This window comes from Nitrospirillum amazonense, assembly GCF_029594735.1.
GTDB lineage: Bacteria > Pseudomonadota > Alphaproteobacteria > Azospirillales > Azospirillaceae > Nitrospirillum > Nitrospirillum amazonense.
The window spans coordinates 119,044-142,819 of the sequence record NZ_JARPAF010000004.1 but is presented as its reverse complement, the minus strand read 5'-3'; the positions used below and the strand labels follow the sequence as shown (position 1 = coordinate 142,819).

Genomic DNA, 23,776 nt, shown 5'->3' with positions numbered 1-23,776 from the left:
ACGGTGGATCCCTACGCCTTGCTGGGCGTCGCCCGCGACGCCGATGAGAAAGCCATCCGCAGCGCCTACCGCGCCCTGGCCAAAAAGCACCATCCGGACCTGAACCCGGGCAAGCCGGAGGCCGAGGCCAAGTTCAAGGAGATCGCCGCCGCCTACGCCCTGTTGTCGGACGCGGAGAAGCGCGCCCGCTTCGACCGGGGGGAGATCGACGCCACCGGGGCGGAAACGGCCCCACGCGGGCCCGCCGGCGGGGGCAGCTATTACCGCCAGTACGCCGGGGACGGGGGGCATGCCCGCTATTCCGCCGGCGCCGAAGACTTCGGCGGTTTCGACCATGACGACCTGGAAAGCCTGCTGCGCCGGGCCTTCAACCAAGGCGGCGGCCCCGGGAGCACCCGCGCCGGCGGGTTTCCGCTTAAGGGCCAGGATGCGCACTATTCCCTGACGGTGGATTTCCTGACCGCCGCCCGGGGCGCCACCCGCCGGTTGACCCTGCCCGACGGCCAGGTGCTGGACGTCACCATCCCCGCCGGCCTGAAGGACGGCCAGGCGCTGCGCCTGGCGGGCAAGGGCGGGCCGGGCGTGAACGGCGGTCCCCACGGCGACGCCTTCGTGGAGGTGGCGGTTTCGCCCCACCCGCTGTACCGCCGCGACGGCGACGACATCATCATCGAACTGCCGGTGACGCTGAAAGAGGCGGTGCTGGGCGCCAAGGTCAAGGTGCCCACCATCCACGGCAGCGTCATGCTGGCCATCCCCCCCCGCTCCAGCAGCGGCACCCGCCTGCGCCTGAAGGGCCGGGGCATCCGCGCGGGCCACCAGGTGGTGGAGCTGAAGGTGGTGTTGCCGCCGGGCGAGGAGCCGGAGCTGGCGGCCTTCCTGGAAGGCTGGAAGCCCCGGCATGACGCCGACCCGCGGGCCGGCCTGGCCGACCTGGACCGTGAGGGAGCTTGAGCCATGGGCACGCTGACCCTGTTGACGCTGAAGGCCGTGTGCGCCCGTTTCCCAGACGTTGGCGAGCAGGATATCCATTGGTGGGTGGCGCAAGGCTGGGTGCGGCCCGACGGCGACCGCGGGCCGGAGCATGCGGCCGACTGGCGCTTCCACCCCGTGGATGTGGCCCGCGTGGGCCTAATCCGCGACTTGCGCCACGATATGGGCGTGGCCGACGACACCCTGCCCCTGGTGCTGTCGTTGATCGACCAGGTCTACAGCCTGCGCGCCGCCCTGCGCGGCGTGGCCGGCGTGCTGGACCGTCTGCCGCCCGAGGTGCGCCAGACGGTGCTGGCCGTCACGGAAGAGGTAGATCCGTCCGGTCCTTGACCCATCTCAAGGCTGCGAGCGGCCCGCCGGTATCTTCTGTCGGCGAACGAACGGCCACCGCCGTTCGCCCCCCGACAGGAAGGACCGTTCCCCATGTCTTTGCCCCGGACCATGAAGGCCGCCGTCGTCCACACCCTGGGTAAGCCCCTGGACATCCGCGAGGTCGCGGTACCGGAAGTGGGCCCCGGCCAGATCCTGGTGCGCATCCAGGCCAGCGGCGTCTGCCACACCGACCTGCACGCCGCCGACGGTGACTGGCCGGTGAAGCCGCAGCCGCCCTTCATTCCCGGTCACGAGGGCGTGGGCTACGTCGCCGCCGTGGGCGCCGGCGTCACCAGCGTGAAAGAGGGCGACCGCGTGGGCGTGCCCTGGCTCTACACCGCCTGCGGCCATTGCGAGCATTGCCTGACGGGGTGGGAGACGCTGTGCACCGCCCAGCAGAACACCGGCTATTCCGTCAACGGCGGCTATGCCGACTATGTGCTGGCCGACCCGAACTTCGTCGGCCACCTGCCGGACAGCGTGGGCTTCGAGGAAATCGCCCCCATCCTGTGCGCCGGCGTCACCGTCTATAAGGGGTTGAAGGAGACGGAGGCGCGGCCCGGCCAGTGGGTCGCCATCTCCGGCATCGGCGGTCTGGGCCACGTGGCCGTGCAGTATGCCAAGGCCATGGGCCTGCATGTCGCCGCCATCGACGTCGCCGACGACAAGCTGGAGCTGGCCCGGAAGCTGGGCGCTGACCTGACGGTGAACGCCCGCACGGAGGATCCGGCCAAGCGCCTGCACAGCGACATCGGCGGCGCCCATGGCGTGCTGGTCACCGCCGTCTCCCGCCCCGCCTTCACCCAGGCCGTGGGCATGAGCCGCCGCCACGGCACCGTGGCCCTGATCGGCCTGCCGCCCGGCGAATTTGGCCTGCCCATCTTCGACGTCGTGCTGAACCGCATCACCGTGCGCGGCAGCATCGTCGGCACCCGCGCCGACCTGGCCGAGGCCCTTGCCTTCGCCGGCGAGGGCAAGGTGAAGGCGGAGGTGGAGGTCCAGCCCCTGGACGCCATCAACACCATCTTCGACCGCCTGCGCGCCGGCACGGTCAACGGCCGCGTGGTGGTGACGCTGTAGGCTGAGTGTCCGGCGGCGCTGGCGCCATCCGTCAGCGCCGCTGCGGGCACTCGGGCTTGCCGCAGGGGGTGGAGCCGCGCGCGACGTAGGCGCCGCAGATGGCGCAGGCGTGCAAATCCTCGGCGGCGGGCTCCGTCGCGCGGGGCGCGCGACCGCCGGGGCGGCTGGCGGCGGGGGCCCCACCGGCCATTTTCCGCCGCTGGGCCAGGGCGCCCCATTGATAAGCCTTCCACACCAGGACAACCAGCCCGACCAGGACCACCAGTTTCGCCAGCATCAGAGCGCCTGCGTGATGGTGGAAGGACGGAGCGGAAGGGCGTGGGTCATGGATGTGTCGTCTTGAGGTAAACGGAGTGCGGCGGCGGAGATTAAGCCGCCACCGGGCGGGCGTCAAAGCGCATGCGCCTCTGGGGTCGCCAAGGCGCCCTGTCGTTGCCATCACAGCACGCCCAGCCGCGCCAGGCGGGACAGGGCGTCGGGGGGCATGACCATTTCGCCCGCCCAGTGGGCGGCGAGCGCGCCCATCTCCTCCACCGAGGCCATGACGCCGCCGCCGGTGACGGCGGAAGCCAGGCGTTCCGGCAGGCGGATCTCGGGATCCAGGGTGGCACCGGTCACCAGGCTGTCGGCCAGCAGGACCTGGTTTAGGCGGCGCACGCCGGGCAGGGCCGCCTGGATCTGGGCATCGGCCAGGCAAGGTGCCAGCACATCGCCCGCCACCAGGATGGCCAGGGCCCGCAGCAGCCAGCCGGCGCTGTCGGGTCCCCAATCCGGCACCGTGCGGGCCAGATGCTCCACCAGGTCCGCCAAGGTGGCGGGCCCGCCGGCCAGCACCGCCAGCACCGGGTGGAACAGGCGCGAAACCTCCGGATCGGGCGGACCCAAGGGCAGGGTGAAGTCCGGCAGGGCGGCGCCGGGTTCGCCCAGGGCCACCAGGCGCAGGGCGCCCAGGCGGGCCACGCGCTGGCGGGGGTCCAGGGCCAATGGCCCGCGCACGAAGATGTCACGGCGCAGCGGCTGGTTGGTGACGTAGTCCTTCACCGTCTCGGCCAGGGCCCGGGTGGGGGCGGCCGCGGCCATGTCCTGCTGCGCCCGGGTCATCATCAGATCGGGGAAGTTCTCGACCCAGGCGGCGCTGCCGGCGTAGCTGAGCTTGGCGGCGGACAGGTCGTCGGCCACCTGGGCATGGTAGGCCGGCTGCCAGCCGCTGTGCATGTATTCATGCACCAGGTAGGGCGCCGTGGCGCCGCGCAGGCGATCCGCCCGGGCGCTGGCGGCGGCGTTGCCGTTGAAATAGCCGGCCCCTTGGTTCAGCAGGTGCAGCAGCAGGTCGCGCGCCTGATCGCCGGCGGCGGCTTTGGGGCCGGGCAGCGCCTGGCCGTAGGCGTTCAGCAGGAACTGCACCGGCATGGCCGCCGCCCAGCCCGGCAGGCAGTTGTAGCTGAGATAGGCCACCCCGCCGGACTTCAGCCGGCGGGCGATGAGCCGGGCGATATGCCGCCGGCTCTCATCCCCCACCCAGGTATAGACGCCATGCAGGACGACATAATCCAGGGGCGGCAGCAGGCCGGCCGCATCATTGGACCCATCGGCCGCCAGCTCGGCGAAGTCGGCCTCGATCAGGCGGATGTTGGAGAGGCCGGCGGCCTGGGCCAGGCGCTGGGCACCGTGGATGTGGGTGGGGTTGAAGTCGACGGCGATGACCGTCATGTCCGGCCGGGCGGCGGCCAAGGCCAGGGCCGAGAGGCCGTGGCCGCAGCCCAGCTCCAGCCACACCGGGCCACGTTCCCCCGGTTGGGGCGGCGCCACACCCGCCAGCACCAGCGCGGTGTCCAGCCACAGGGGCGACAGCTCCCGGTACCAGCCCCGGGTATAGTCGATGTCGGAGGCGTAGCCCCGGGTCCAGTCGGTGGTCATGCGAAGGAAACTCTCAGCGCCTGAAACACGACTGATACGGCGCGGCCCTGGCGGCGGCAAGCCCGGCTTTAGGGTTGGGGCCGCCGCGCCAGGCCCTGCCACACCCCATGCCACAGCCCGCCGGCGAAGGCCGCCAGCTTGGGCAGGCGGTCGCGCTCCATCACCGCGATCTTGACGGCGGTGGAGGCCAGGATGCGCAGGGTCCAGCCGGTCAGCGCCGGCACCGCGCGCCGGTGCAGGCGCCAGGTCCACAGCGCGTTGCGCGCCTGGAACCAGCGGCGGCGGGCGGCATGATGGGTGATCGCCAGCGTCCGGCCGCCCGCCTGCACGTGGGTGACGGCGCCTAGCCGGTGGTCCACCAGGGCGTCGCGCACCGCCACCAGGCGGAAACCGGCACGGCGCAGGCGCAGGGCGTATTCCACGTCCACCCAGTCGATGAAGAAATCGTCGCGCAAAGGGCCGCAGGCCCGGGCGGCCCCGGCGCTGACCAGACTGCCGGACGCGGGGGCCAACAGAAGGTCGGGCAGCAGCGGATCGTCGAGTCGTCGCACCACGGTCCAGCGCCGGGCGTCGGGGCTGACCACCCAGGGCGAGTCGGGCCCGCCCTCCGGTTCCACGTTACGCGCGGCCAGCAAGCCCGTGTCAGGCGGCGCGGCCGCCAAAGCGGCGGCATAGGCGGCCCGCAGGCCGGGTCGCGGCACACTGTCCTGGTCCAGGAACAGCAGCCAGTCGGCCCCCTGCGCCAGTGCCTGGTCCATCAGGCGGTTCTGCGCCGCCGCCAGACCGATGTTGGCCGGATCCGTGAGCAGGACCGCGCCCGTCGTCGCCACAGCTCGGTCCACCCGGGCGTCATCGGCGGCGTCCCGGCCCCGGTCCTGTTGGAACAGGAAGACGCGGTCGACCGCGCCGGCGGCGGCGGCCAGGCAAGCGGCGAGGCCGTCATCGGGCCGGTAGGCGACGACCAGGGCCGCGATACGGCCGGGAAACGGGGCAGCGGGGGCGGGGGTGGGGAGCTCCATGGCCATCTTGGATAGCAGCCGCCCCCGGCCTTGGCGACACCCCTTCTAAGTCGCCGGCCACCAGAGGGAGGCACCCCGCATTGCCGCTTGACCCAGGGGCGGCCTGTCCCCCATGAATCGCCTAATAACGACATGGGCGGCCCCGATGGGATGGGGGACCGGCCGGTTGGGGGAGCGCCGATCAGTGCCTGGTTGAACCCGGGCGCGGGGTTGGCGCTTTGTTGTTTCTGGGGACCGGGGCGCCCGCGGGCGCCGACGGAACCGAAGCTGTTTTCCAAGAGGCGGGGCAACCGGCACGTGGATCAGAAGAACCCGGACCACCCCCCGGCAAGGGGATCGCAAGACGCGGTGGCCGCGCATGACCTGGAAGGGGCGCCCCTGGGCGCGCACCCCGGCAGCATGCACGTGCCCGGCACGGCGATAGACGCGGCCCCACCCCCGCCCACAAAACCCCTGCGCGGCCCCACGGGCATGGCGCTGGTGCGGGCGCTGAGCCGCATGGTGGCCCATGGCCAATTCGCCGACGTGGCCAGCCGCCTGTGGCAGTCGCTGGCGCCCCGATCGTTCTACCGCGCCTGGACCCTGCGCCGCGATGGCCCCCGCCGCACCGAGGCCGGCGAAATATCCGTGGCCCTGGCCCGCCTCCCCGCCCCGCCGCGCGTCAGCCTGATCATGCTGGGGCCGGAGAACAGCGGCCTGAAACCCGCCGCCTGGGCCATCGCCGTGCGCCGGACGATCGACAGCCTGACCCGCCAGATCCACGACAATTGGGACCTGTGGCTGCCGGCCGACACCGCCACCGATTTCCGCGACCCGCGCGTGAAGCGCCGGGGCGCCGGCCTGCCCGTCCTGAGCCAGGTGGAGGGCGACACCGTCGCCCTGCTGTCGCCCGGCGACCTGCTGCCCCGCCATGCCCTGGCCCTGTGCGTGCTGGCCATGGCGCAGAACCCGGACACCCAGATCCTCTACACCGACGAGGAATGGACCGACCGCCTGGGCCACCCCCTGCGCCCGGTGCTGAAGCCCGCCTTCGACCCCGACCTGCTGTACGGATCCAGCGGCGCCTATCCCGGTCAGCTGCTGTTGATGCGCACCGCCCTGGCCCGCCGGGCCATGGCCGTGGGCCAGCAGCCGGGCCGGCTGGACCGGTACCGCCTGCTGCTGGAGGCGACGCACCTGGCGGGGCGGGAGCATGTGCGCCACATGCCGCGCGTGCTGATGCGCCGCCGCCGGCCCTTGCCCGTGGGCGGGCTGCCGGCCCTGCAGTCCTTCCTGGCGACCTACCATCCGGGCGCGGTGGCCGAACCGGTGACGGAGAGGGACCCCAAGGGCGAGGGCCACACCGCCCGCCGCGTCATCTGGCCCCTGCCGGATCGCCAGCCCGTGGTCAGCCTGCTGATGCCCACCCGTGACCGGGTGGATCTGCTGCGTCCCTGTGTCGAGGCCATCCTGGGCGAGACGCGCTATCCCGCCTTCGAACTGCTGGTCATGGACCACGAGAGCCGCGACCCGGAAGCCCTGGCCTATCTGGAGTCGCTGCGCGACCGCCCGGGCGCCCGGGTCATCCCCCATCGCGGCCCCTTCAACTTCGCCGACATGATGAACCGCGCCGCCGTCACCGCCGCTGGCGAGGTGCTGGTGTTCCTGAACGACGACATGGAACCGCAGCACCCCGAATGGCTGCGCGAGCTGGTGTCGCAGGCCCTGCGCCCGGACATTGGCGCCGTGGGGCCCAAGGTGCTGTCGACCAACGGCACCATCATGCACGGCGGCATCGTGCTGGGCCTGGGCAACGGCCCGGGTGCGGCTCGCCTGGCCGGATCACGCTTCGCCGGACGGCCGGGCGACACCGTGGGCGACCTGGGCATCGGCTTGTGCGCCCACCGCGTCAGCGCCGTGGCCAGCGCCTGCATGGCCATCCGCCGCAGCTGTTTCGAGGCGGTGGGCGGCTTCGACGCCGACACCTTCCCCATCGCCTTCAACGACGTGGACATCTGCCTGCGCCTGGAACAGGCGGGTTACGCCACGCTGTGGACGCCCCATGCCGTCCTGACGGCGCTGGAGCCCTACGCGCCCGACCGGCGGGAACGGGTGGAGCAGGAGCGTTTGGCCTTCCTGGAGCGCTGGGGTGCCACCATTGGCCAAGACCGGTCCTGGAACCCCGGCCTGTCGCTGGACGGTCCGGAGGACTGGCTGGCCCTGCCCGGCCTGGTGCATGGGCCGGTGACCCGCTAGTGAGCTCCCTCAAACGCCGGCGCCAGCATCCGCTGGCTTGGCATATCCTCAGTTTCCAGCCCGCTGATGTTCCCCAGAAACTTCCGGTGGCCCCGGTCGGGGCCTACAACGGTGTGAGCTAACTGGACGCCGCCTTGGGCTCGGGCGGCACGTCCTCGTCCGGGCTGGATGCCGGCCGGTCGTAGGTCTCGCGTTCATAAGGGTCTACCAGCGTGGCATCGCCCAGGCCGGCAAGGCGGGCCAGCGGCTCCAGCGGCGGGGTGTCGGCCACCAGCGCCGCAGCGGCCTCATCTCCCGTTGGGTCACCGGACGGGACGATGGCCCAGCCCATGCGGGCCGCCCGTTCCACCTCGTTATAGGCCAGCACGGTGCGGTTGCGACCGCCCTTCTTGGCCTGGTAGAGGGCGCCGTCCGCCCGCGCCAGCAGATCCTCCAGCGTCTCATCGGGGCTGCGCCACTGGGCCACGCCCAGGCTGGCCGTCACCTGGGCCACTCGCCCATCGTAGGCGACCTCCATCTCCGCCAGGCTGGTGCGGATGCGTTCCGCCACCACCTGCGCGCCGGCGATGTCCGTCTCGGGCAGCAGCATCATGACCTCCTCCCCGCCGAAGCGGGCCAGCAAGTCCACGGTGCGGCAGGCCTTGGCCGCCACCGCCACCGCCGCCCGCAGCACCTCGTCCCCCATGAGGTGGCCGAAGGTGTCGTTGATGCGCTTGAAATGGTCGAGGTCGAACAGGATGACGGAGAAGGCGCGGCCGTAGCGGCGGGAGCGATCGCATTCCAGCCGCGCCAGTTCGAAGAAGCGGCGCCGGTTCAGGACGCCCGTCAGCGGATCGGTGCTGGCCAGCTGTTCCAGCTTGGTGTTGGCGGCGCGCAGGTCGCGGGTGCGGGCGGCGACGATGCGGCCCAGCGCCCGTTCGCGGCGCATCTGCGCCTCCGTCCGGATCGCCAGCACGCAGGCCATCAACGCCACCAGGCCGAAAACCAGCAGCAGCCGGAACCAGGCTTGTTCGTACCAATGGGGCAAGACCCTGATATGGAACGCCAGTTCGGCCATGGGCGGGATGGACAGCGCGTCCGCCGTGTTCTGGCCGGGCCGCGCCACCGGCTCGGCGTCGGGATCGAACCCGGCCGTCGCCTCCTGCCTGTTGGACAGGGCCAGGCCCGGCAGGTCGGTCCAGGCGCGCACCCGGAAAATATACTCGCCCTGCGGCAGGTTGGTGTAGACGGCCTGGGGCTGGGCGCCATTCACCTCCACCCAATCCTCGTCGAACCCATCCAGGCAATAGGCGTAGCGGGTGTCGTGCGGGGCACGGAAATCCAGCAGCGACAGGGCCAGGCGGATGGTCTTCACACCGGCGCCCAGGGTCAGGGTGCCGCCCGGTGGGGGCAGGCGGCCCGGCGGCTGCGCCTTGTGGTTCACATCCAACGCGGTGACGGCCAGCACGCCAACGGGCACGGATGGACGAAGCATGCCGGGCCGCATGACCGTCAGGCCGCCCATGCCGCCGAACAGCACCTCGCCCCCAGCGCCTCGGGTCGCCGCCTTGATGTTGAAGGCGCGGACGATGACACCGTCACGGGCGCCCAGAACGCGGGGTGGAAAGCCGGGGCCGTTGAACTTCACCAGGCTGGCCGCGGCGGCGGCCCAGACGCTGCCGTCGCCATCCACCGCCAGCGCGGATACGGCGTTGTTGGCCAGACCCTGCGTCTCATCCACCACCAGCGGGGCGATTCCCCGGCGCCCGGCCAGCGCGTCCCGCATCTGCGCCGGCGTCAGCACAGCCACGCCGCCGCCATAGGTGCCGGCCCACAGATTGCCGGCGCCATCCACGACGACATCGTTGACCACGTTGTGCGGCAGGCCGCCAATAGCGCCCGCCTGCGACGCACGCCGCAGCGTGTGGAAGCGCGGGCGCGGCATACCCGCCAGGTCGGCCACGGCGAGGCCGCCGGACGTGGCCAGCCATACCGCGCCCTGGGGGGCGTCTGCGCAGGGAGGCACCACCAGGATCTTGTTCACCTGGTCGGCGGGCAGGCTCTCCGCATCGGCCGGATCATGGACCAGATGGGTCAGGGTGCCGTCGGGCTGGCGGATGTACAGTCCGTCATAGCCGCCCAGCAACACGGCGGTTCCAGCGGGCGTGGGTGCCGCCGCCAGGGACAGGACGACGACGCCGTCCAGCGCCGGTATCCAGGACGAGGTGCCGGCCAAGGTGACGGGATCAATGCGGGTGACACCGCGCCCGCCCGCCAGCACCGCCCCGTCTGGCAGAACCGCCAGGCTGTAGATGTCCCGGCCCCGGTCCACCCCCGGCAGGACGACGTGACGCAAGGTGCCGTCGGCGGGGTCGACCACGTCGACCAACCCGCGCCCGAGGCCAAGCCACACCCGCCCCCGCGCATCCGTGGTCAGGGCATGCACGTCGGCGTCCGCCAGGCCGACGCCGCCCGGGGGAGCGGCCTGTACGGTGGAAACCAGGCGCTGCCCCGCCTCCACCCGGTCGGCGCCCCGTTGTGTGCCTACCCAGACATTGCCGCTGCGGTCGCGCAGGAAGGCGCGCACGACGTCGCCAGCCAGCGAGGTCGACACCATTTCAGAGTGCGCCAGGATGCCCACCCGGTCGTCAGCATCCAGCGTCAGGATACCGACGCCGTCGGTGGCCAGCCACAGGGGGCCGCCGGGCCCTTCCGGCTCGGTGATGGCGCGCACGGTGTGGCGCGCCGCCACGCCATCCGCGCCGCTGAGGCCCTTGATTGTCAGGGGACGGCCCGTGGTGGTGTCCAGGGCGAAGGCCCCATTCTCGCCCGTCCCCACCCAGACGCGGCCCTGGCCGTCCTCATACAGGGCCCAGACGTCGTCGGCCAGCGCACGCGCCAGGATAGGGTCATCCACCGGGGCGGCCACGCGGGTGAACGCCGTCTCACCCGCGCCGCGCCGGAACAGCCCGGGGTGGCCGCCCAGCCATAAGGCGCCCCGGCTGTCCTCCAGCACGGCGAACAGACGGGGGCTGACGCCACCGGCACCCGCGTCGGCCACCGGCGATGCCGCGGCGGCATGGGGGTCGTAATGGTCCAGCCCCTGGTCCGACAGCACCCAGGCGCCGCCGTCGCGGGCCGGCCCCAGGGCCATGATGCGGGCGGCGGTGGCGCGGTGTGCGATGGGCACGGCCCGGAAACCGTTCGCGTCCATATCGAAGCGCACCAGGCCGCCGGCGTTCGTGCCGATCAGCAGGCCGCCGTCGTCGATGTACAGCAGGCTGCGCACATAGGCATCGGGCAAGACATAAGAGGGCGGTGGCGCGCCGGCCCCCTGCTTGCCGGGCGGCGAGCCGCCGCCAGCACTGGTGTCGGGCGAGCCCCGGTATATTTGGGTGCGGTAGCCGTCGAACCGCACCAGGCCGCCGAAGGTGCCGAACCAAACCACCCCATGGCGGGTCTGCGCCAGGCTGGTCACCACGTCGCTGGGCAGGCGCAGAGCGGGGGGGAAATGGTCGAACTCGGGGCCGGAGAGGCGGGCCCAGGGATCGGAAGCGCCGGCGGGAGCGGTGGGCTGGGCGGCAAAGGCCGACGCGGCGGCGCAGGCAAGCAGCAGCGCCAGGCCCAACCGCCCGGCCCCCAACCGCCCCGCCAGGGCGCATCCCGCCCGCAAAAAGCGCCGCCCAATCATGACCGGGTCCGCATTCCCTCACAAGAAATCGCCGCGGCGGGCGACCCGCAGCCATGGTTAACGCCAAATGATTACCAAATCCTCGACAGGCAGGCGTCCGACCCCGTGTTCCTGTCAGTTTTTTGCCTGGAGCGCGGCGCGAAGGCCAGGACCGGCGCGTCCCGGGATCGGCGCAAAAGGTTAGGCGTCCGCCAGCGGTGGAATCTGGAAAAACGCTTCCAGCGCCTTCCGCCCCGCACCCGCCCGCAGCGCCACCACCGCCTGGTCCAGGCGCGCGTCGATATCGGGCAGAGTCTTCTCCGGCACGATGGGCACGAACATCGCCGGCCCCGCGCCGCCATCCAGCCGGCCGCCATCCAGTCGATAGACGCGCCCGGCCCGGTGGACGGGAAGCAGGCGGTCGGGTGTCAGCACGAAATCGACACCGGCCACCAGGGCCACCTGATCCAGGAAATAGCCCAGGACCGGGCCCCCGTTCCGGCAGCGGTCCCAGTGATACAGCAGCAGGTCGGCCACGCCCCGGGCGAAAGCCCGGGCCATGTCCCCCGGCCCGACCGCCACCAGGCCGCCGCCAACCGCGTCATAGGGGGCCGCCAGGTTGGCGGGGCCCCAGGTGGCCGCGACCGGCCGGCCGGCGGGCAGGGCGGCGACGAAGCGGGCGGGGTCGGACAGGAAAGCGGCATCGATGTCGGCGACCACCAGCGGCGCGCCATAACGGTCCTGGATTTGAGGCAGCCGCAGGAAGCGCGCGGCGGTCAGGTAGGTAAGGCGCGTTTCATGGTGCAGTTCCGGATCCAGCGCCTCCGTCGACCATCCCAGGCGCAGGCCGGGTGCCGCCGCCGCCAGGAAGTCGATGTCATCCGTCGCTGGGTCGCAGATATGGACATGCAGGCGGGTGCCGGCGGCAACGGCGGCGATGGAGGCCGCCAGGAAGGGCAGGAAGCGGCGCACATAGCGGCTGTCGGCCGCCACCAGCACCACGGGCTCTTCGGCGACGCCCGGCGCCGTCCGCCCCCAGTCCAGCGTGGCGTCGAAGCCTGCGCGCAACGGCTCGGCGGCGGCGGTCCAACGCTGGAAGTCATCGCCCAGGGGAATCTGGGCCGCGAAGGGCAGGGCCTGTTCCAAGCTGGCGAAACAATCCTTCGCCCGCCGCTCGTGCCCCAGACGCAGGGCGACGCAGCCGTCCAGGAAGGTGAACCAGGGGTCCAACAAGGGGTCACGCCCCATGGCGGCCCCTGTGACAGCCTCGACCAGCCGGGGCAGTTGCGCCGCCCCATCAGGCTTCCGCAGCAGATGGTTGCCGGTCTCCAGCGCCAGATAGTAGGCGCTTTTCCAGAAATAGTCCCGCGCCTCCCATTCCGTCGCAACCCAAGCGACCAGGCGCCCCAGGACGTCCCATGCCTGATCCGTCGCGGGCGCGATGTCGGCCAACAGGCGGGCCAGGCGGTGGCAGTCTTCCATCCCCGCTGCCCCAGCACCCGGAACCAGGGCCTGGAGCTCAGGCAGCAGGGCCGCTGCCGCCGCGATTTCGCCCTGGGAGACCAGCAAGGTGGCGCGATTGCTGGCCGCCGCCGCGCGCAGATCCGGCGCCAGGTCGCCCCTGATCATAAGGGTCGCGTAAGCGGACAGGGCTTCCGCATCCCGCTTGGCCTGGTGCAGCAGGCGGGCGCGGGCGAACAGCAGGTCGGGGCGGTCCGGCGCCAGCGCCAGCGCGGCGTCCAGGACGGCCAGCGCCTGGTCCGGCAGGTCCTGACGCTCGCGCAACTGCCATAGCGCCTCATGGGCCATGAGGTTGGCGGGCTCCCGATCCAGTACCGCCTGGAAACAGTCAGCGGCGGCCTCCAGCCGGCCCAGACCGGCCAGCACCTGGCCCAGGCCGAAGCGGGCGGGCAGCAGACCCGGCGCCAGGACCAGCGCCGCCTCATAGGCCGCGGCGGCGTCCTGCGCCCGGTCCCGCTTGTGCAGCAGCGCGCCCTGCACCTGCAGGCCCTGCGCCGCCAACAGGGGATCGCCGGCCGACAGCCCGGGGACGGCCAGCGCGGCCTGGTAGGCAGCCAGCGCCGCGTCCTCCTGCCCCTGTGCCTCCCGCACGCGGCCCAGCGTGATGTGGGCCGCGGCCGCGGTCGCCCCCGTCGCCGGGGCCAGGGCGCGGGCCAAGGCCGCCGCCGCCGCGTCCAGCCGCCCAAGGGCGTGGAGGCAGCGCCCCTGGTCCAGCGCCAAAGCCGCATCCGTCGGCGCCAACCGGCTGGCGCGTTCGAACAGGCCGGCCGCCTCATCCTTGCCACCTGGCTCGCCCCGGCCGGCCAATAGCCGCGCCAGGGGTGCCAAGGCCTCCGCCTGGTCCGGCTGCTGGGCCAGGACGGCGCGGAACTGGGGGATGGCGGCCTCCGCCCGGCCGGACGCCATCAGCGCCTTGGCCAGGGTCAGGCGATAAGCCACGGCCTCCGGCCGCAGCGCCAGCGCCCGCTCCAGCCCGGCCGCAGCCGCGTCGAACTGGCCAGCCTGTGCGTCCAGCACGGCCAACAGGTAAAGGGCGTCGGGGGTGTCGGGCGCCACGGCCAGGATCCGGCCGTAGAGGATGCGCGCCTCGGCCAAGCGCCCCGCCTGATGATGATCCAAGGCGGCCTGCAGCGCCTCAGCGATGGTCGCCACGGCGACACCCCTTTCCCCAAAATGCCCCAAAGAGCCCCACTCCCACGCCGCTGGCGCGGGGACGGGCTTATGGTAAACTAACGATTGTCGACGCAGTCTCGACCAAAGAGGCCAGGCCGCACAAGCATGTCCAGGGAAACGGCATCACCGCCGGCCCCCAACCCCGACGTCCGGCGCCGTCCCCAGGAGGGTCGGCGGGGGCGTGACACTGACCAATCCCGCCGCTATCGCGCCACCCGTCAGAAGATCGCCCAGCTGAACGAGGCTGTGCGCGCCCTGGGCGCCGATTGCGCCCGCACCCTGGCGGCGGAACCGCACGTGGACGAGGCGTATGCAACCCTGCGCCGCCTGTCGCCCCTGTTCAGCGAGGTGCTGTCGTTCGTCGCCGTCATCGGCACCCAGGTGGACACGTTGGAGGAACCGCGCCGTACCGAGGCGATGGAGCAGCTGGCCCTGCTGGAACGCCACCTGGCCCGGCTGGAGCTGGAAACCAGCGCCACGCTGATGGACCAGCTGGCGGCCTCGACCGCGCCCCGCGCCCTGGGCACGCGCCATGTCCTGGAGCGCTGGCTGGCGGGCACGGAAGGGTTGGAGGAAAAATTGGACCAGGACGGCCAGGCGCGGCTGGGGCATATGCGCGCCCTGGCGCGGGTGGTGGCCGATGGCTGCCCCGCCCTGCCAGACTTCTCCACAGCGCAGATGCCCGCCGGCGAGGGCGGGCGGGCGGATACCGTCCCCTTGCTCACCCGTGCGCCCGCAGCATCCCGGCCGGATACCGGCACCGTCCAACTGGCTTTCCGCACGGGTGAAAAGGGGGTGCACATCGACCCTGGCCAATCGCACAACCTGGCGGCGGAGGTGCGGCGGCTGAAGCTGCAGGTGGCCATCGCCGCCGTGCTGGACATCACCCCGGCCAACGTGGCCCTGGTGCTGACCGGGCGCGACCCTTTCCGCGCCGTCCAGGCCACGGCCCTGGCCGACGTGCTGCGCCGGCACATCGGCGCCGACCGCCTGGTGGTCAGCGGGCCTTGAGCCTCATACTTCCTGGCGGCGGGCGTGGGCCAGCAGCCAGCAGCCCAGCAAGGCCAGGGCGATGGCGCCGCCAGTGGCCGACACGGCCAGCCAGCCGCCCAGGTCCCACGCCAGGCTGGCCACGGCCGAGCCGCAAGCGCCGCCCACGAAATAGGTCGTGAGGTAGACCGTGGTGACCCGGCCCCGGGCACCATGGTTGCCCGCGTAGATGACGCTCTGGTTGGTGATCTGCAGGCCCTGCACGCCAATGTCCAGCAACAGGATGCCGGCGGTCAGCGCGATCAGCGACCAGTGGGTCAAGGCCATCAAGCCCCAGGCGGCCAGGCAGGCGGCAGCGAACAGGCCGGTGGCGGCGTGGGCATGGCCCTTGTCGGCCAGGCGGCCCGCCCGGCTGGCGGCCAGCGCGCCGGCCAGGCCCGCCAGACCGAACAGGCCTATGGTGGCCTGGTCGAAATGATAGGGCGCGTCGCTGAGCACGAAGGTCAGGCCCGTCCACAGCACACTGAAGCCAGCGAAGCCCAGGGCCCCCATCAGCGAGCGCCAGCGCAGCACCGCGTCCGTGCGGGCCAGGTGGAGGACGGAGGCCATCAACCGGCCGTAGGGGATGCTGGGACGGGCGGGGTCGGCCGGCAGCGCGCGCGCCAACAAGGCGCCCAGCACCGTCATCACGACGGCGGCGGCGATATAGACGGCGCGCCAGCCGGCATAATGGGCGATAGCGCCGGCGATGGTACGGGCCAGCAGGATGCCCAGGATGAGGCCGCTCATGACCGTGCCTACGGTGCGGCCCCGGCTGTGGTCCGGCGCCAGGGACGCGGCGAAAGGCACCGCCACCTGGGCGGCGCAGGATAGCACGCCCACGCCCAGCGAGGCGGCGGCGAAGGTGAGGAAGCCGGGGCTGGCCGCGGCCCCGAGCAGCAGGAGGATGCACAGGGCCAGCAGGGTCAGGATCAGGCGCTTGCGGTTGTGGGTATCGCCCAGGGGCACCACCAGCAGCAGGCCCAGGGCATAGCCCACCTGGGTCACCGTCACCAGCATGCCCGCCGACCCCATGCCCACCTGGAAACTGGCGGCGATGTCGGCCAGCAGCGGCTGGACGTAATAGATGTTGGCGACCACGGCACCGCAGGTGATGGCGAACAGCAGCGTCAGCCCGGCGGACAGGCCGCCCGATGCGGTTTGGCCGGGTGTGGTTTCGGATGACACGGTCATGGGACGGCGGACCTGTGCTGAAGACAAGGGCGGCCGTCTTCAGTACCGGGGTTCTGTCAAATAGGAAACGGTTAGTTGCGAAAACCAGCCGCGCCCCGTGCGGGGGCTTGACGGCGGCCTTTTCAGTCCACGTCCATCACCCGCAGCAGGGGCCAACGTTCCAGCCAGCGCTTCTCGCGCACCCGCTGACGCAAAATTTCGCGCTTGGCGCCCCGGAAGGCCGGCGTGGGGCGGATGACGCGGCCGAACAGGTCGTCCAAGCCGAAGGGCGCCAGAATCTCCAGCGCATCGCCCGGGGTCAGGCGCACTGCCACGGCTGTGGCCGTTTCCGGCCAGTGGCGCAGGGCATCGGCGCAGCCGGCATAGGGCGCGTCGCCATTGCGGCAGTGCATGCGGGCCTGGTTTTTCACCGACCAGGGAACACCGGGCGCCAGGGCCAGCAGGCGGTCGGTAAGGTCCCGATCCACCGCGATGGACGGGCGCACGGCGTCGAACCACACCACATCCACATCGCTGTCGGGCGCTTGGCCCGCCGTTTCGGGGCCGGCCTGTTGGCGGTGCAGCTGATCCCACACGGCGTTGCGCACGAAGCCCGCGCCAATCCAGCAATCCGGCAGGTCCAGGGCGCGAACATGGGCCAGCAGCCGCATGCGCCAGGCATCGTCCCGAATCACGGCCTGCAGGCGATCGCCATAGGTGAGCTGGTGCATGGTGCCGCCCCATCCTGCGCGGATAAAAAGAATGGGCCCCGCCGGTTAGCCGGCGAGGCCCCTGAAAGATATATGTCTTTCCTCATATGGGGTGAGACCGCAAAAGGTCACACCCCCAAAATGTCGCACTTATGCAAGTTACGCGGCCTCAGAACTTCTTGCGCACGGAGACGAACACGGCGGCGGGGGCGCCGGCCTGCAGCGTCTGGAAGCTGCCCGTCGGGTCGCTGACGGTGTAACCGTTGGTGCCGATGGACGAGATGTAGTGACGGTCGAACAGGTTGGTGACGTTGCCCTGGATTTCCAGGTCACGCTGCCAGCCGCCGCCCTGGAAGCGGTAGCCGAAGCTGAGGTCCACGGTCATGTAACCAGGGACCTTGCCGTCGTTGATGTAGGTGTAATACCGCTCGCTCATGTAGTTGCCGGAGACCGCGCCGAACAGCATGCCGTTGTCGAACGACAGCTCGGCCTTCACCATGTTCTGCGGGCTGTCCACGGTGATCTTGCCCTTGGTGGCGGCGTACAGGGTGCCGTCGCCGTTCAGGGTATCGTCGTCGTAGGTGGACTTGTTGTACGAGTAGGAGCCGTACAGCGACCAGTTCTTCACGAACTTCCAGGTGCCGGCCAACTCGATGCCCTTGGAGGTGACACCACCCACGTTGGACAGAGCCGACGGGTTGCCCTGGATGCCCGAGCCCACAGTGGTCGCCAGCAGGCGGTCATGGAAGCTGACGTAGTAGGCGGCGGCCACCGCCTCGAACGTATCGACATGGGCGCGGGTGCCCACCTCGAAGGCGTCGGAGGTTTCAGGCTTCAGCTTGCCCTTGATGGCGTTGAAGCCGGACTGGGTGGTGGAGAACGGACCGTCGGTGTGCGAGCTGACGAAGGCGCGGGCGTTCTTGGCGTAGTCGCCGAACAGCTCGGCCTCGTCGGTCAGCTGGTAGTTGAAACCCACCTGCGGCAGGAAGCCCTTGGAGGTGTCGATAGAGCCGTTGATGATGTCGCTGGCCGAGGTGTAGCGCTGCGTCTGGCTCTCGTTCTCCACCTTGATCGACTTGAAGCCGTAATTGATCTTCAGCTTGTCCAGGGCCTGCCAGGTGTCCTGCAGGTGGAACACGTAGGTCTTGGTGTTGAAGGCGTACTGCCACTGGGTGGCGAAGGGATTCTCCTGGAACTCATCCGCCGTGCGGCCGGGGCTGGCCAATCCCAGGCCGTAGTAGCGCCGGGCCTGGTCGAAGTCGTTGTTCTCGAACCACAGGCCACCTTCGATGGTGTGGTCGGCCAGGGTGTAGGTCAGGCTGTCCACCGTGCCGATGCGCGACACCGTGTATTCGGTGGTGCGCATGGAAATGGGGGAGCCGCCGAACGCGGCGGGGGTCGGGACGTAGGGGGTGTCCCAGGTGCCCATGCCCTTGTCGTGGTGGCCATAGACCATGGCCTTCAGCGACAGGCGGTCGTTGATGGGGTATTCCAGCTGGGTCGAGCCGATGATGTCTTCACGGTTGCCGGCGCCGTCGAAGTAGACGTCGTCAGGCGTGGAATACGGCGCCGGAATGGCCTTGCCCGCCTGGTAGGCGGTCGCGATGGCCTTGGCCAGCGTGTAGTTGTCAGAGATGTTGTCCAGCTTGTAGCCGAACTTGCCGATCAGGGCCAAGGACAGGTCCTGGTAGTCGTTCTCATGCCGGTCCGAGTAGTTGACCATGGTGGTCAGCGTGCCCTCGCCCACCGGCTGGACGAACTTGCCGTTGGCCTGCTGCTGCCACTGCTCGCCCTGGCCCTTCCACTTGTTGCCGTGCTGGTAGTCGTAGCTGAGATAGCCGCGGCCGCCGCCGTCGATCTCACCCGTTTCGATGCGGCCGAAGGCGCGCACCGTGGCGTTGCTGCCGTAGCTGACGGCGGCCAGGCCGCCGGCGGTGGTCTCCGGATCGGCCGACTTGAACTTCAGCGTGCCGCCCAGGTTGGAGGTGGAGGCGGTGTCCAGGGCGCCGGTGCCCTGGGCCATCTGGGTGACGCCCAGGTTCTCGGACGAAATGGCGCGGCTGATGTGCAGGCCATTGTCGTTGGCGTAGCTCATGTCACCCAGCGGGATGTCATCGAGCGTGAAGCCCAGCTGGTTCTGGTTGAAGCCGCGCACCGAAATGCGCACGGCCCATTCGTAGGCGCCGTAGGGATCGGCAGCCTGATAGTTCACGCCCGGCAGCTTGGAGATCACCTTGATGGGGCTGGCGCCCGGAACGGCGATCTGCATGTCCATGGGCGTGATGGCCTGCACCTGGCGGGTTTCGCCGCGGCCGAACACGACGATTTCCTGCAGCGCGTCGGCATCCGCGGCGGCGTCCGGCGCCGTCTGCGCGAACGTGGCGCTGGAAATACCGAGGATGAGCAGAGACACACCTGCCAACAACCGATTCTTCAGCATCGAATTTCCCCCTTCGATTTATTTAAAATCTTCCCCGTCCGGCAGTACACATAAGTGATATGGTCACCTTTATGTCCGGCTTGAAAGCGCATGCTGCATAGCAACGCGATGTGAATATTTTAAGTCAGTGCGATTACCGATCCGTTTACTGGCAACGGTGTGACATTTTGGTATACGGTCCTTCCCCCTCGGGGGTGGCGGGCGTCCCACCCTTGGGGTGGCTGCCGCCCAAGCCCCGCGCGCGCCCGGCGCCGGCGGGGCTGCGGCCCCCAGCAGCAACCGCGACAGGGCCCGGCGGGGCTCACCAAGGTCATGGACGATCATCCGGCGAGGGTTGGGAAACCGTCCGTTACGCCATCCGCTTGAAAAGACGGCGACATATTGGTTAACGATTCATGACCGTCTGGGCACCGGTGTCCGATGCTGGCGTCACCAGCCCGGCTGGGGCACCTTAGGCGCCAGGGGCCGACGCCCCAGGGGAGAGGTCATGCGTATCGTTCTGTTCAAGGGCCAGTCGCAATACGGCTCGCTTCGGCTGCATATCGACCAGTTGGCGGCGGCCCTCGCGGCCATGGGGCACGAGGCCATTGTGATCGACCTGTTGCTCCCGGACGGAATGGCGCGGCTGAACGCCGCACTCAGCCAGCCGGTGCAGTTCTTCTACTCCCTCAACGGCATGGGGGTGGATATGCGCGTCGCCGACCAGACGCTGTACGATGCGGTCGACAGCCTGTTCATCACCTTGCATGTCGACCATCCGGTGCATCTTTGGCCCCGGCTGGAGATCAAGATGGACCGGCGGCTGATCGTCAGCTTCCTCGACGAAAGCCACGTCAAGCTGGTGCGCGACAGCTTCCCCCCCGAGCATTTCGCCGCACTGTCGCTGATGCCGCCAGGCGCCAACACCAGCATTCCGCCGGCCATGCCGGATGAAGAAACGCTGTTCCAGGACTGGGCGGTGCTACGCGACATCCCCCTGCTGTTCACCGGCACCTACCGGGGCGCGCCCCAGCGGAAATGGCATAGCGCCGAGCGCAACTTCGTCACCACCCTGTTCGACGACGCCGCCGACCTTGCGCTGAGCCAGGACACGCTGTCGCTGGAGGAGGCCATCGACCAGGTGCTGGCCGTCCGCGACACCAGCCTGCCCCCCGCCAGCCGAATCCAGTTGATCCGCAAATCAGGCGAGGTCTACCGCTATGTGGAAGCCTATCGCCGACACCAGTTGCTGGTGACCCTGAATGCCGCCGGGGTGCCGCTGGTGGTTTACGGTAAAGGGTGGGAGGACCGGCCCTTCCCCGCCTTCGATTGGCGGGGGGAAGGCAGCTTCGAAGAGACGCTGCGCCTGCTGCGCCGCACCCGCCTGGTGCTGAACAGCAACAACAACTTCGTCGCGGGCGGGCATGAACGGGTGTTCGCGGCGCAGATCAACGGCGCCGCCGTGGTGTCGGACACCAGCCGCTACTACGACCGCCACTACACCGACGGGCGTGACATGCTGTTCTATCGCTGGACCTCCCTGCAGACCCTGCCCGCCCAAATCGAGGCGGCGCTGGCCGACCCGGCCGGCCTGGCGGCTGTGGCCCGGGCGGGCTTCCGCCAGGCCGCCACGCACCACACCTGGGACGTCCGCGCCCGCCACATCCTGGATTTGTTCGCGGCCGTCAACATCCTGACCCGCTGACTCCTGATCCATCACCTTCGATCCACTGACCGGAAACGTGGCCGGTTACCCGCTGCGTCATAGTGGCGCAGCGGGTCCACTCGCGCACTTTGAAAATCATTATCAGTATAAAGCTGGTTTCGTTCTCCGCGTTCATGTCAAACGGTGATCGGCATCAAGGCCATACCAACAAAAACCAAGTGCTTCCGCCGGATTCCCATGCCCATCGCGTCAAAACTAACAGAATGTTTAATTAATAACAAAGTCGTTAATCGACCATAGCCCAAGATAATTTCTTTCCATGTAATAATACCGAAATAAACAATCAACCAAAATTTAACGTGCACCCCCAAGGCGCGAAACCTAGTGAAGCGCCACGTTTTTCATGGGGAGCCGAAAAATGTTCAACAAAACAAGAAGCAGCCGCCGTTTCCTCCGCGCCGCCTTGTTGGCCGGCAGCGCCGTGGGCTTGGCCTGGGCCGGCGGGGCCTGGGCCGCGCCCGCCGATGCCGTCGTGGACGCCGGCGCCAGTGGGAACACGGGCAGTGGGGATACGGGCAGTGGGGATACGGGCACCGGGGACACGGGCGGGGGCGCCAGCCGCTCCACCGCCGGCACCGGCTCGGAAGGTGTGGACGTGGACACCATCCTGATCGAGGCGGAGCGCAACCGGGCCGCCGCCGAGGCGCCCGTGAAGGCGTCGCTGGACCAGACCCAGCCGAAATCCTTCATCAGCCGCCGTTACATCGAGCAGGCGACGCCCGAGACCGGCGACTTCACCACCACCGTCCTGATCGCCCCCAGCATCGGCGGCATCGCCTCCAACGGCGGTGGCGTGGGGGAGACCAACAAGGTCACCCTGCGCGGCTTCGCCGACGGGCAGTTCAACATCACCTACGACGGCATGGCCTTCGGCGACACCAACGATCCGACGCACCACCCCGCCTCATACTTCCCGGCGTCCACCATCGGATCGGCCGTCGTGGACCGCGGCCCGGGTGCGGCGGGCGACCTGGGCCAAGCCAACTTCGGCGGCGCCATCCACTATTTCTCGCCCACCGTGGACGACACGTTCGGCCTGTCGCAGAAGATCACCTTCGGCTCGTTCAACACCCAGAACTTCGTTTCCACCATCCAGACCGGCAAGCTGGACGAACTGGGCGGCACCAAGATCCTGCTGAACTTCGATGAGCGGCAGTCGGACGGCGAGCTGAGCTTCTCCAGCGGCGAGGCGCAGAACCAGCTGATCAAGATCCAGGTGCCCATCAGCGAGACGTGGCAGGCGACGCTGTTCGCCACCCACAACCGCACCCACTTCTACCAGTCCGACGCCGGCCCGGGCGAAACCTGGGCCCAGGTCGTGGCCTACGGCAAGGACTTCGCCCTGAACGACAACCCCAAGGACGAGCATTACTACAAGTACAACCAGCAGCGTAAATCCAGCGACTTCGACTACATCAACGTCAAGGGCGACCTGGGCGACGGCTTCAGTGTCGACAATGACGCCTACACCAATTTCTATTCCAACCAGACGGAATCGGTGAACGACGTCACTGGCCTGGTGGGGGCGGCCAACACCTCCAGCACCGGCAACAAGAACCTGCCCAAGACCGACATCGGCGGCTACAGCAAGGGCAACCGCTACCGCGTCTTCGGCGACATCCTGCGCGGCAACAAGGACTGGACCTTCGGCACCCTGAAGGTGGGCGGGCTGGTCGAAACCTCCAGCACCGACCGGCACAACCTGCTGCAGGACCTGACGCAGGGCATCGATGACCTGAAGTATTCCAGCCTGACGGCGCCGGTGGTGAAGAACGTCTCGAACGTCAAGACGCTGGAGGACAGCTCATGGTTCCAGTACCAGCTGTTCGCCGATTTTGAGCTGCGCCCCATCGAGCGGCTGACCATCACCCCGGGCGTCAAGTACGTGAACTTCGACCGCACCGTGGACGCCGCCATGGAGAACAGCGGCGTCACCAACTTCACCCGCGGGCCGCTGCACGGCGACAACGTCTATGACAAGACGCTGAAGTTCCTGACGGCCAACTACAAGATCACGCCGGAGGTGGCGGTCTACGCCCAGTACGCCACCGGCTTCCTGATCCCGTCCCTGTCCACGCTGTATGTGAACAACCTGGACCTGAACGCCCTGAAGCCGCAGGAAACCACCAACTACCAGCTGGGCGCGGTGTGGAGCCGCGACAACATCACCGTCGATGCCGACATCTACAGGATCGACGTCACCAACCTGTCGGTCGCCGACCCCACCGGCCAGTTCTACGTCAACGCCGGCAACGCCCGATATAGCGGTGTGGAAGGCCAGGCGGCCTACAGCTTCGACAACGGCGTGACCTTCTTCGTCAACGGTTCGATCAACGCGGCCAAGGACCTGACGGCGCACCAGGGCCTGACCAAGGTGCCGAAATGGACGGACGCCATCGGCGTGCTGTTCAACCAGGGACCCTGGCAGATGACGCTGAGCCGCAAGCAGGTGGGCCGCCAGGTCGTGGCCTACAACGGCAACACCGCCACCACCACTGCCGACGGCACCTTCCTGGCGCCGGGCCAGGCGTGGGAGATCCCCGAGTACACCACCACCGACGCCTCGATTTCCTACGATTTCGGCATGGTGCGGCTGAAACTGGCGGCCTTCAACCTGGCCAACGACCGGGCCATCACCACCTATGGCGGCGGCCTTTACACCTTCCAGGCCGGCCGCCAGATCCAGGGCACCATCCAGGTCAAATATTGAGCCTAGGCGCAACCGTCGGGGGCGGCCGCCTTGCCGCCCCCTTCCCCATT

General features: G+C 69.5%; 15 protein-coding genes. 7 read left to right on the top strand and 8 right to left on the bottom strand.

Annotated features, from left to right (window positions below; all coding sequences use genetic code 11):
- Window positions 1-3 precede the first annotated feature (3 nt).
- From P5F91_RS21405 to adhP, 3 genes are all read left to right on the top strand, one after another.
- A complete protein-coding gene (locus tag P5F91_RS21405) occupies window positions 4-954 on the top strand; it encodes a DnaJ C-terminal domain-containing protein (RefSeq protein WP_277908215.1) in 951 nt (316 codons plus the stop codon).
- A 3-nt stretch (window positions 955-957) separates the two neighbouring features.
- On the top strand, window positions 958-1,323 hold the full coding sequence (locus P5F91_RS21400; protein ID WP_145608796.1) for a chaperone modulator CbpM: 366 nt from the start codon (window positions 958-960) through the stop codon (window positions 1,321-1,323).
- A 93-nt stretch (window positions 1,324-1,416) separates the two neighbouring features.
- Window positions 1,417-2,445, top strand: a complete 1,029-nt coding sequence (gene adhP, locus P5F91_RS21395) for an alcohol dehydrogenase AdhP (RefSeq protein WP_145608797.1) — start codon at window positions 1,417-1,419, stop codon at window positions 2,443-2,445.
- Between the two features lie 31 nt (window positions 2,446-2,476).
- Here the strand turns inward: adhP and P5F91_RS21390 are convergent, their stop codons facing one another.
- The 3 genes from P5F91_RS21390 to P5F91_RS21380 all read right to left on the bottom strand — a co-directional run bounded on the left by P5F91_RS21390 (window position 2,477) and on the right by P5F91_RS21380 (window position 5,387).
- The gene (locus P5F91_RS21390) at window positions 2,477-2,722 is read right to left on the bottom strand and encodes a hypothetical protein (protein WP_145608798.1); all 246 of its coding nucleotides are present in this window, start codon (window positions 2,720-2,722) and stop codon (window positions 2,477-2,479) included.
- Between the two features lie 161 nt (window positions 2,723-2,883).
- Window positions 2,884-4,362, bottom strand: coding sequence for a class I SAM-dependent methyltransferase (locus tag P5F91_RS21385; RefSeq protein ID WP_277908214.1), 1,479 nt, complete (start codon window positions 4,360-4,362; stop codon window positions 2,884-2,886).
- Window positions 4,363-4,430: 68 nt separating this feature from the next.
- Window positions 4,431-5,387, bottom strand: coding sequence for a glycosyltransferase family protein (locus tag P5F91_RS21380; protein WP_277908213.1), 957 nt, complete (start codon window positions 5,385-5,387; stop codon window positions 4,431-4,433).
- Window positions 5,388-5,729: 342 nt separating this feature from the next.
- Between P5F91_RS21380 and P5F91_RS21375 the strand changes: the two genes are divergently transcribed.
- On the top strand, window positions 5,730-7,616 hold the full coding sequence (locus P5F91_RS21375) for a glycosyltransferase (RefSeq protein ID WP_277908212.1): 1,887 nt from the start codon (window positions 5,730-5,732) through the stop codon (window positions 7,614-7,616).
- A gap of 118 nt (window positions 7,617-7,734) precedes the next feature.
- Here the strand turns inward: P5F91_RS21375 and P5F91_RS21370 are convergent, their stop codons facing one another.
- On the bottom strand, window positions 7,735-11,286 hold the full coding sequence (locus P5F91_RS21370) for a ligand-binding sensor domain-containing diguanylate cyclase (RefSeq protein ID WP_145608802.1): 3,552 nt from the start codon (window positions 11,284-11,286) through the stop codon (window positions 7,735-7,737).
- A gap of 180 nt (window positions 11,287-11,466) precedes the next feature.
- A complete protein-coding gene (locus P5F91_RS21365; protein ID WP_277908211.1) occupies window positions 11,467-13,938 on the bottom strand; it encodes a tetratricopeptide repeat protein in 2,472 nt (823 codons plus the stop codon).
- 126 nt (window positions 13,939-14,064) lie between these two features.
- Between P5F91_RS21365 and P5F91_RS21360 the strand changes: the two genes are divergently transcribed.
- Window positions 14,065-14,970: a hypothetical protein gene (locus P5F91_RS21360; protein ID WP_145608804.1), complete on the top strand. Its 906-nt coding sequence runs from the start codon at window positions 14,065-14,067 to the stop codon at window positions 14,968-14,970.
- Window positions 14,971-14,973: 3 nt separating this feature from the next.
- Here P5F91_RS21360 and P5F91_RS21355 read toward each other — a convergent pair whose 3' ends face one another.
- The 3 genes from P5F91_RS21355 to P5F91_RS21345 form a co-directional block, all read right to left on the bottom strand.
- Entirely contained in the window at window positions 14,974-16,182 is a 1,209-nt protein-coding gene (locus P5F91_RS21355; protein WP_145608805.1) for an MFS transporter, read from the bottom strand.
- 122 nt (window positions 16,183-16,304) lie between these two features.
- Entirely contained in the window at window positions 16,305-16,892 is a 588-nt protein-coding gene (locus tag P5F91_RS21350; protein ID WP_145608806.1) for a nucleotidyltransferase family protein, read from the bottom strand.
- 148 nt (window positions 16,893-17,040) lie between these two features.
- Window positions 17,041-19,311, bottom strand: coding sequence for a TonB-dependent receptor (locus tag P5F91_RS21345; protein WP_145608807.1), 2,271 nt, complete (start codon window positions 19,309-19,311; stop codon window positions 17,041-17,043).
- A 487-nt stretch (window positions 19,312-19,798) separates the two neighbouring features.
- Here P5F91_RS21345 and P5F91_RS21340 point away from each other — a divergent pair, with 487 nt between their 5' ends.
- Both P5F91_RS21340 and P5F91_RS21335 read left to right on the top strand, forming a co-directional pair.
- Window positions 19,799-20,995 carry a glycosyltransferase family protein gene (locus P5F91_RS21340; protein ID WP_277908210.1) on the top strand — a complete coding sequence of 399 codons (1,197 nt, stop codon included), beginning with the start codon at window positions 19,799-19,801 and terminating at the stop codon, window positions 20,993-20,995.
- Between the two features lie 379 nt (window positions 20,996-21,374).
- Window positions 21,375-23,726, top strand: coding sequence for a TonB-dependent receptor (locus tag P5F91_RS21335; RefSeq protein WP_145608809.1), 2,352 nt, complete (start codon window positions 21,375-21,377; stop codon window positions 23,724-23,726).
- Window positions 23,727-23,776 lie beyond the last annotated feature (50 nt).

Excerpts from the sequence above, each read along its gene's own strand:
- P5F91_RS21360 (WP_145608804.1), top strand. The coding sequence starts at position 14,065 with ATGTCCAGGGAAACGGCATCACCGCCGGCCCCCAACCCCGACGTCCGG.
- P5F91_RS21380 (WP_277908213.1), bottom strand. The coding sequence starts at position 5,387 with ATGGCCATGGAGCTCCCCACCCCCGCCCCCGCTGCCCCGTTTCCCGGC.
- P5F91_RS21340 (WP_277908210.1), top strand. The coding sequence starts at position 19,799 with ATGCGTATCGTTCTGTTCAAGGGCCAGTCGCAATACGGCTCGCTTCGG.
- P5F91_RS21350 (WP_145608806.1), bottom strand. The coding sequence starts at position 16,892 with ATGCACCAGCTCACCTATGGCGATCGCCTGCAGGCCGTGATTCGGGAC.
- P5F91_RS21355 (WP_145608805.1), bottom strand. The coding sequence starts at position 16,182 with ATGACCGTGTCATCCGAAACCACACCCGGCCAAACCGCATCGGGCGGC.
- P5F91_RS21400 (WP_145608796.1), top strand. The coding sequence starts at position 958 with ATGGGCACGCTGACCCTGTTGACGCTGAAGGCCGTGTGCGCCCGTTTC.
- P5F91_RS21390 (WP_145608798.1), bottom strand. The coding sequence starts at position 2,722 with ATGCTGGCGAAACTGGTGGTCCTGGTCGGGCTGGTTGTCCTGGTGTGG.
- P5F91_RS21335 (WP_145608809.1), top strand. The coding sequence starts at position 21,375 with ATGTTCAACAAAACAAGAAGCAGCCGCCGTTTCCTCCGCGCCGCCTTG.
- P5F91_RS21385 (WP_277908214.1), bottom strand. The coding sequence starts at position 4,362 with ATGACCACCGACTGGACCCGGGGCTACGCCTCCGACATCGACTATACC.
- P5F91_RS21370 (WP_145608802.1), bottom strand. The coding sequence starts at position 11,286 with ATGATTGGGCGGCGCTTTTTGCGGGCGGGATGCGCCCTGGCGGGGCGG.
- P5F91_RS21345 (WP_145608807.1), bottom strand. The coding sequence starts at position 19,311 with ATGCTGAAGAATCGGTTGTTGGCAGGTGTGTCTCTGCTCATCCTCGGT.
- adhP (WP_145608797.1), top strand. The coding sequence starts at position 1,417 with ATGTCTTTGCCCCGGACCATGAAGGCCGCCGTCGTCCACACCCTGGGT.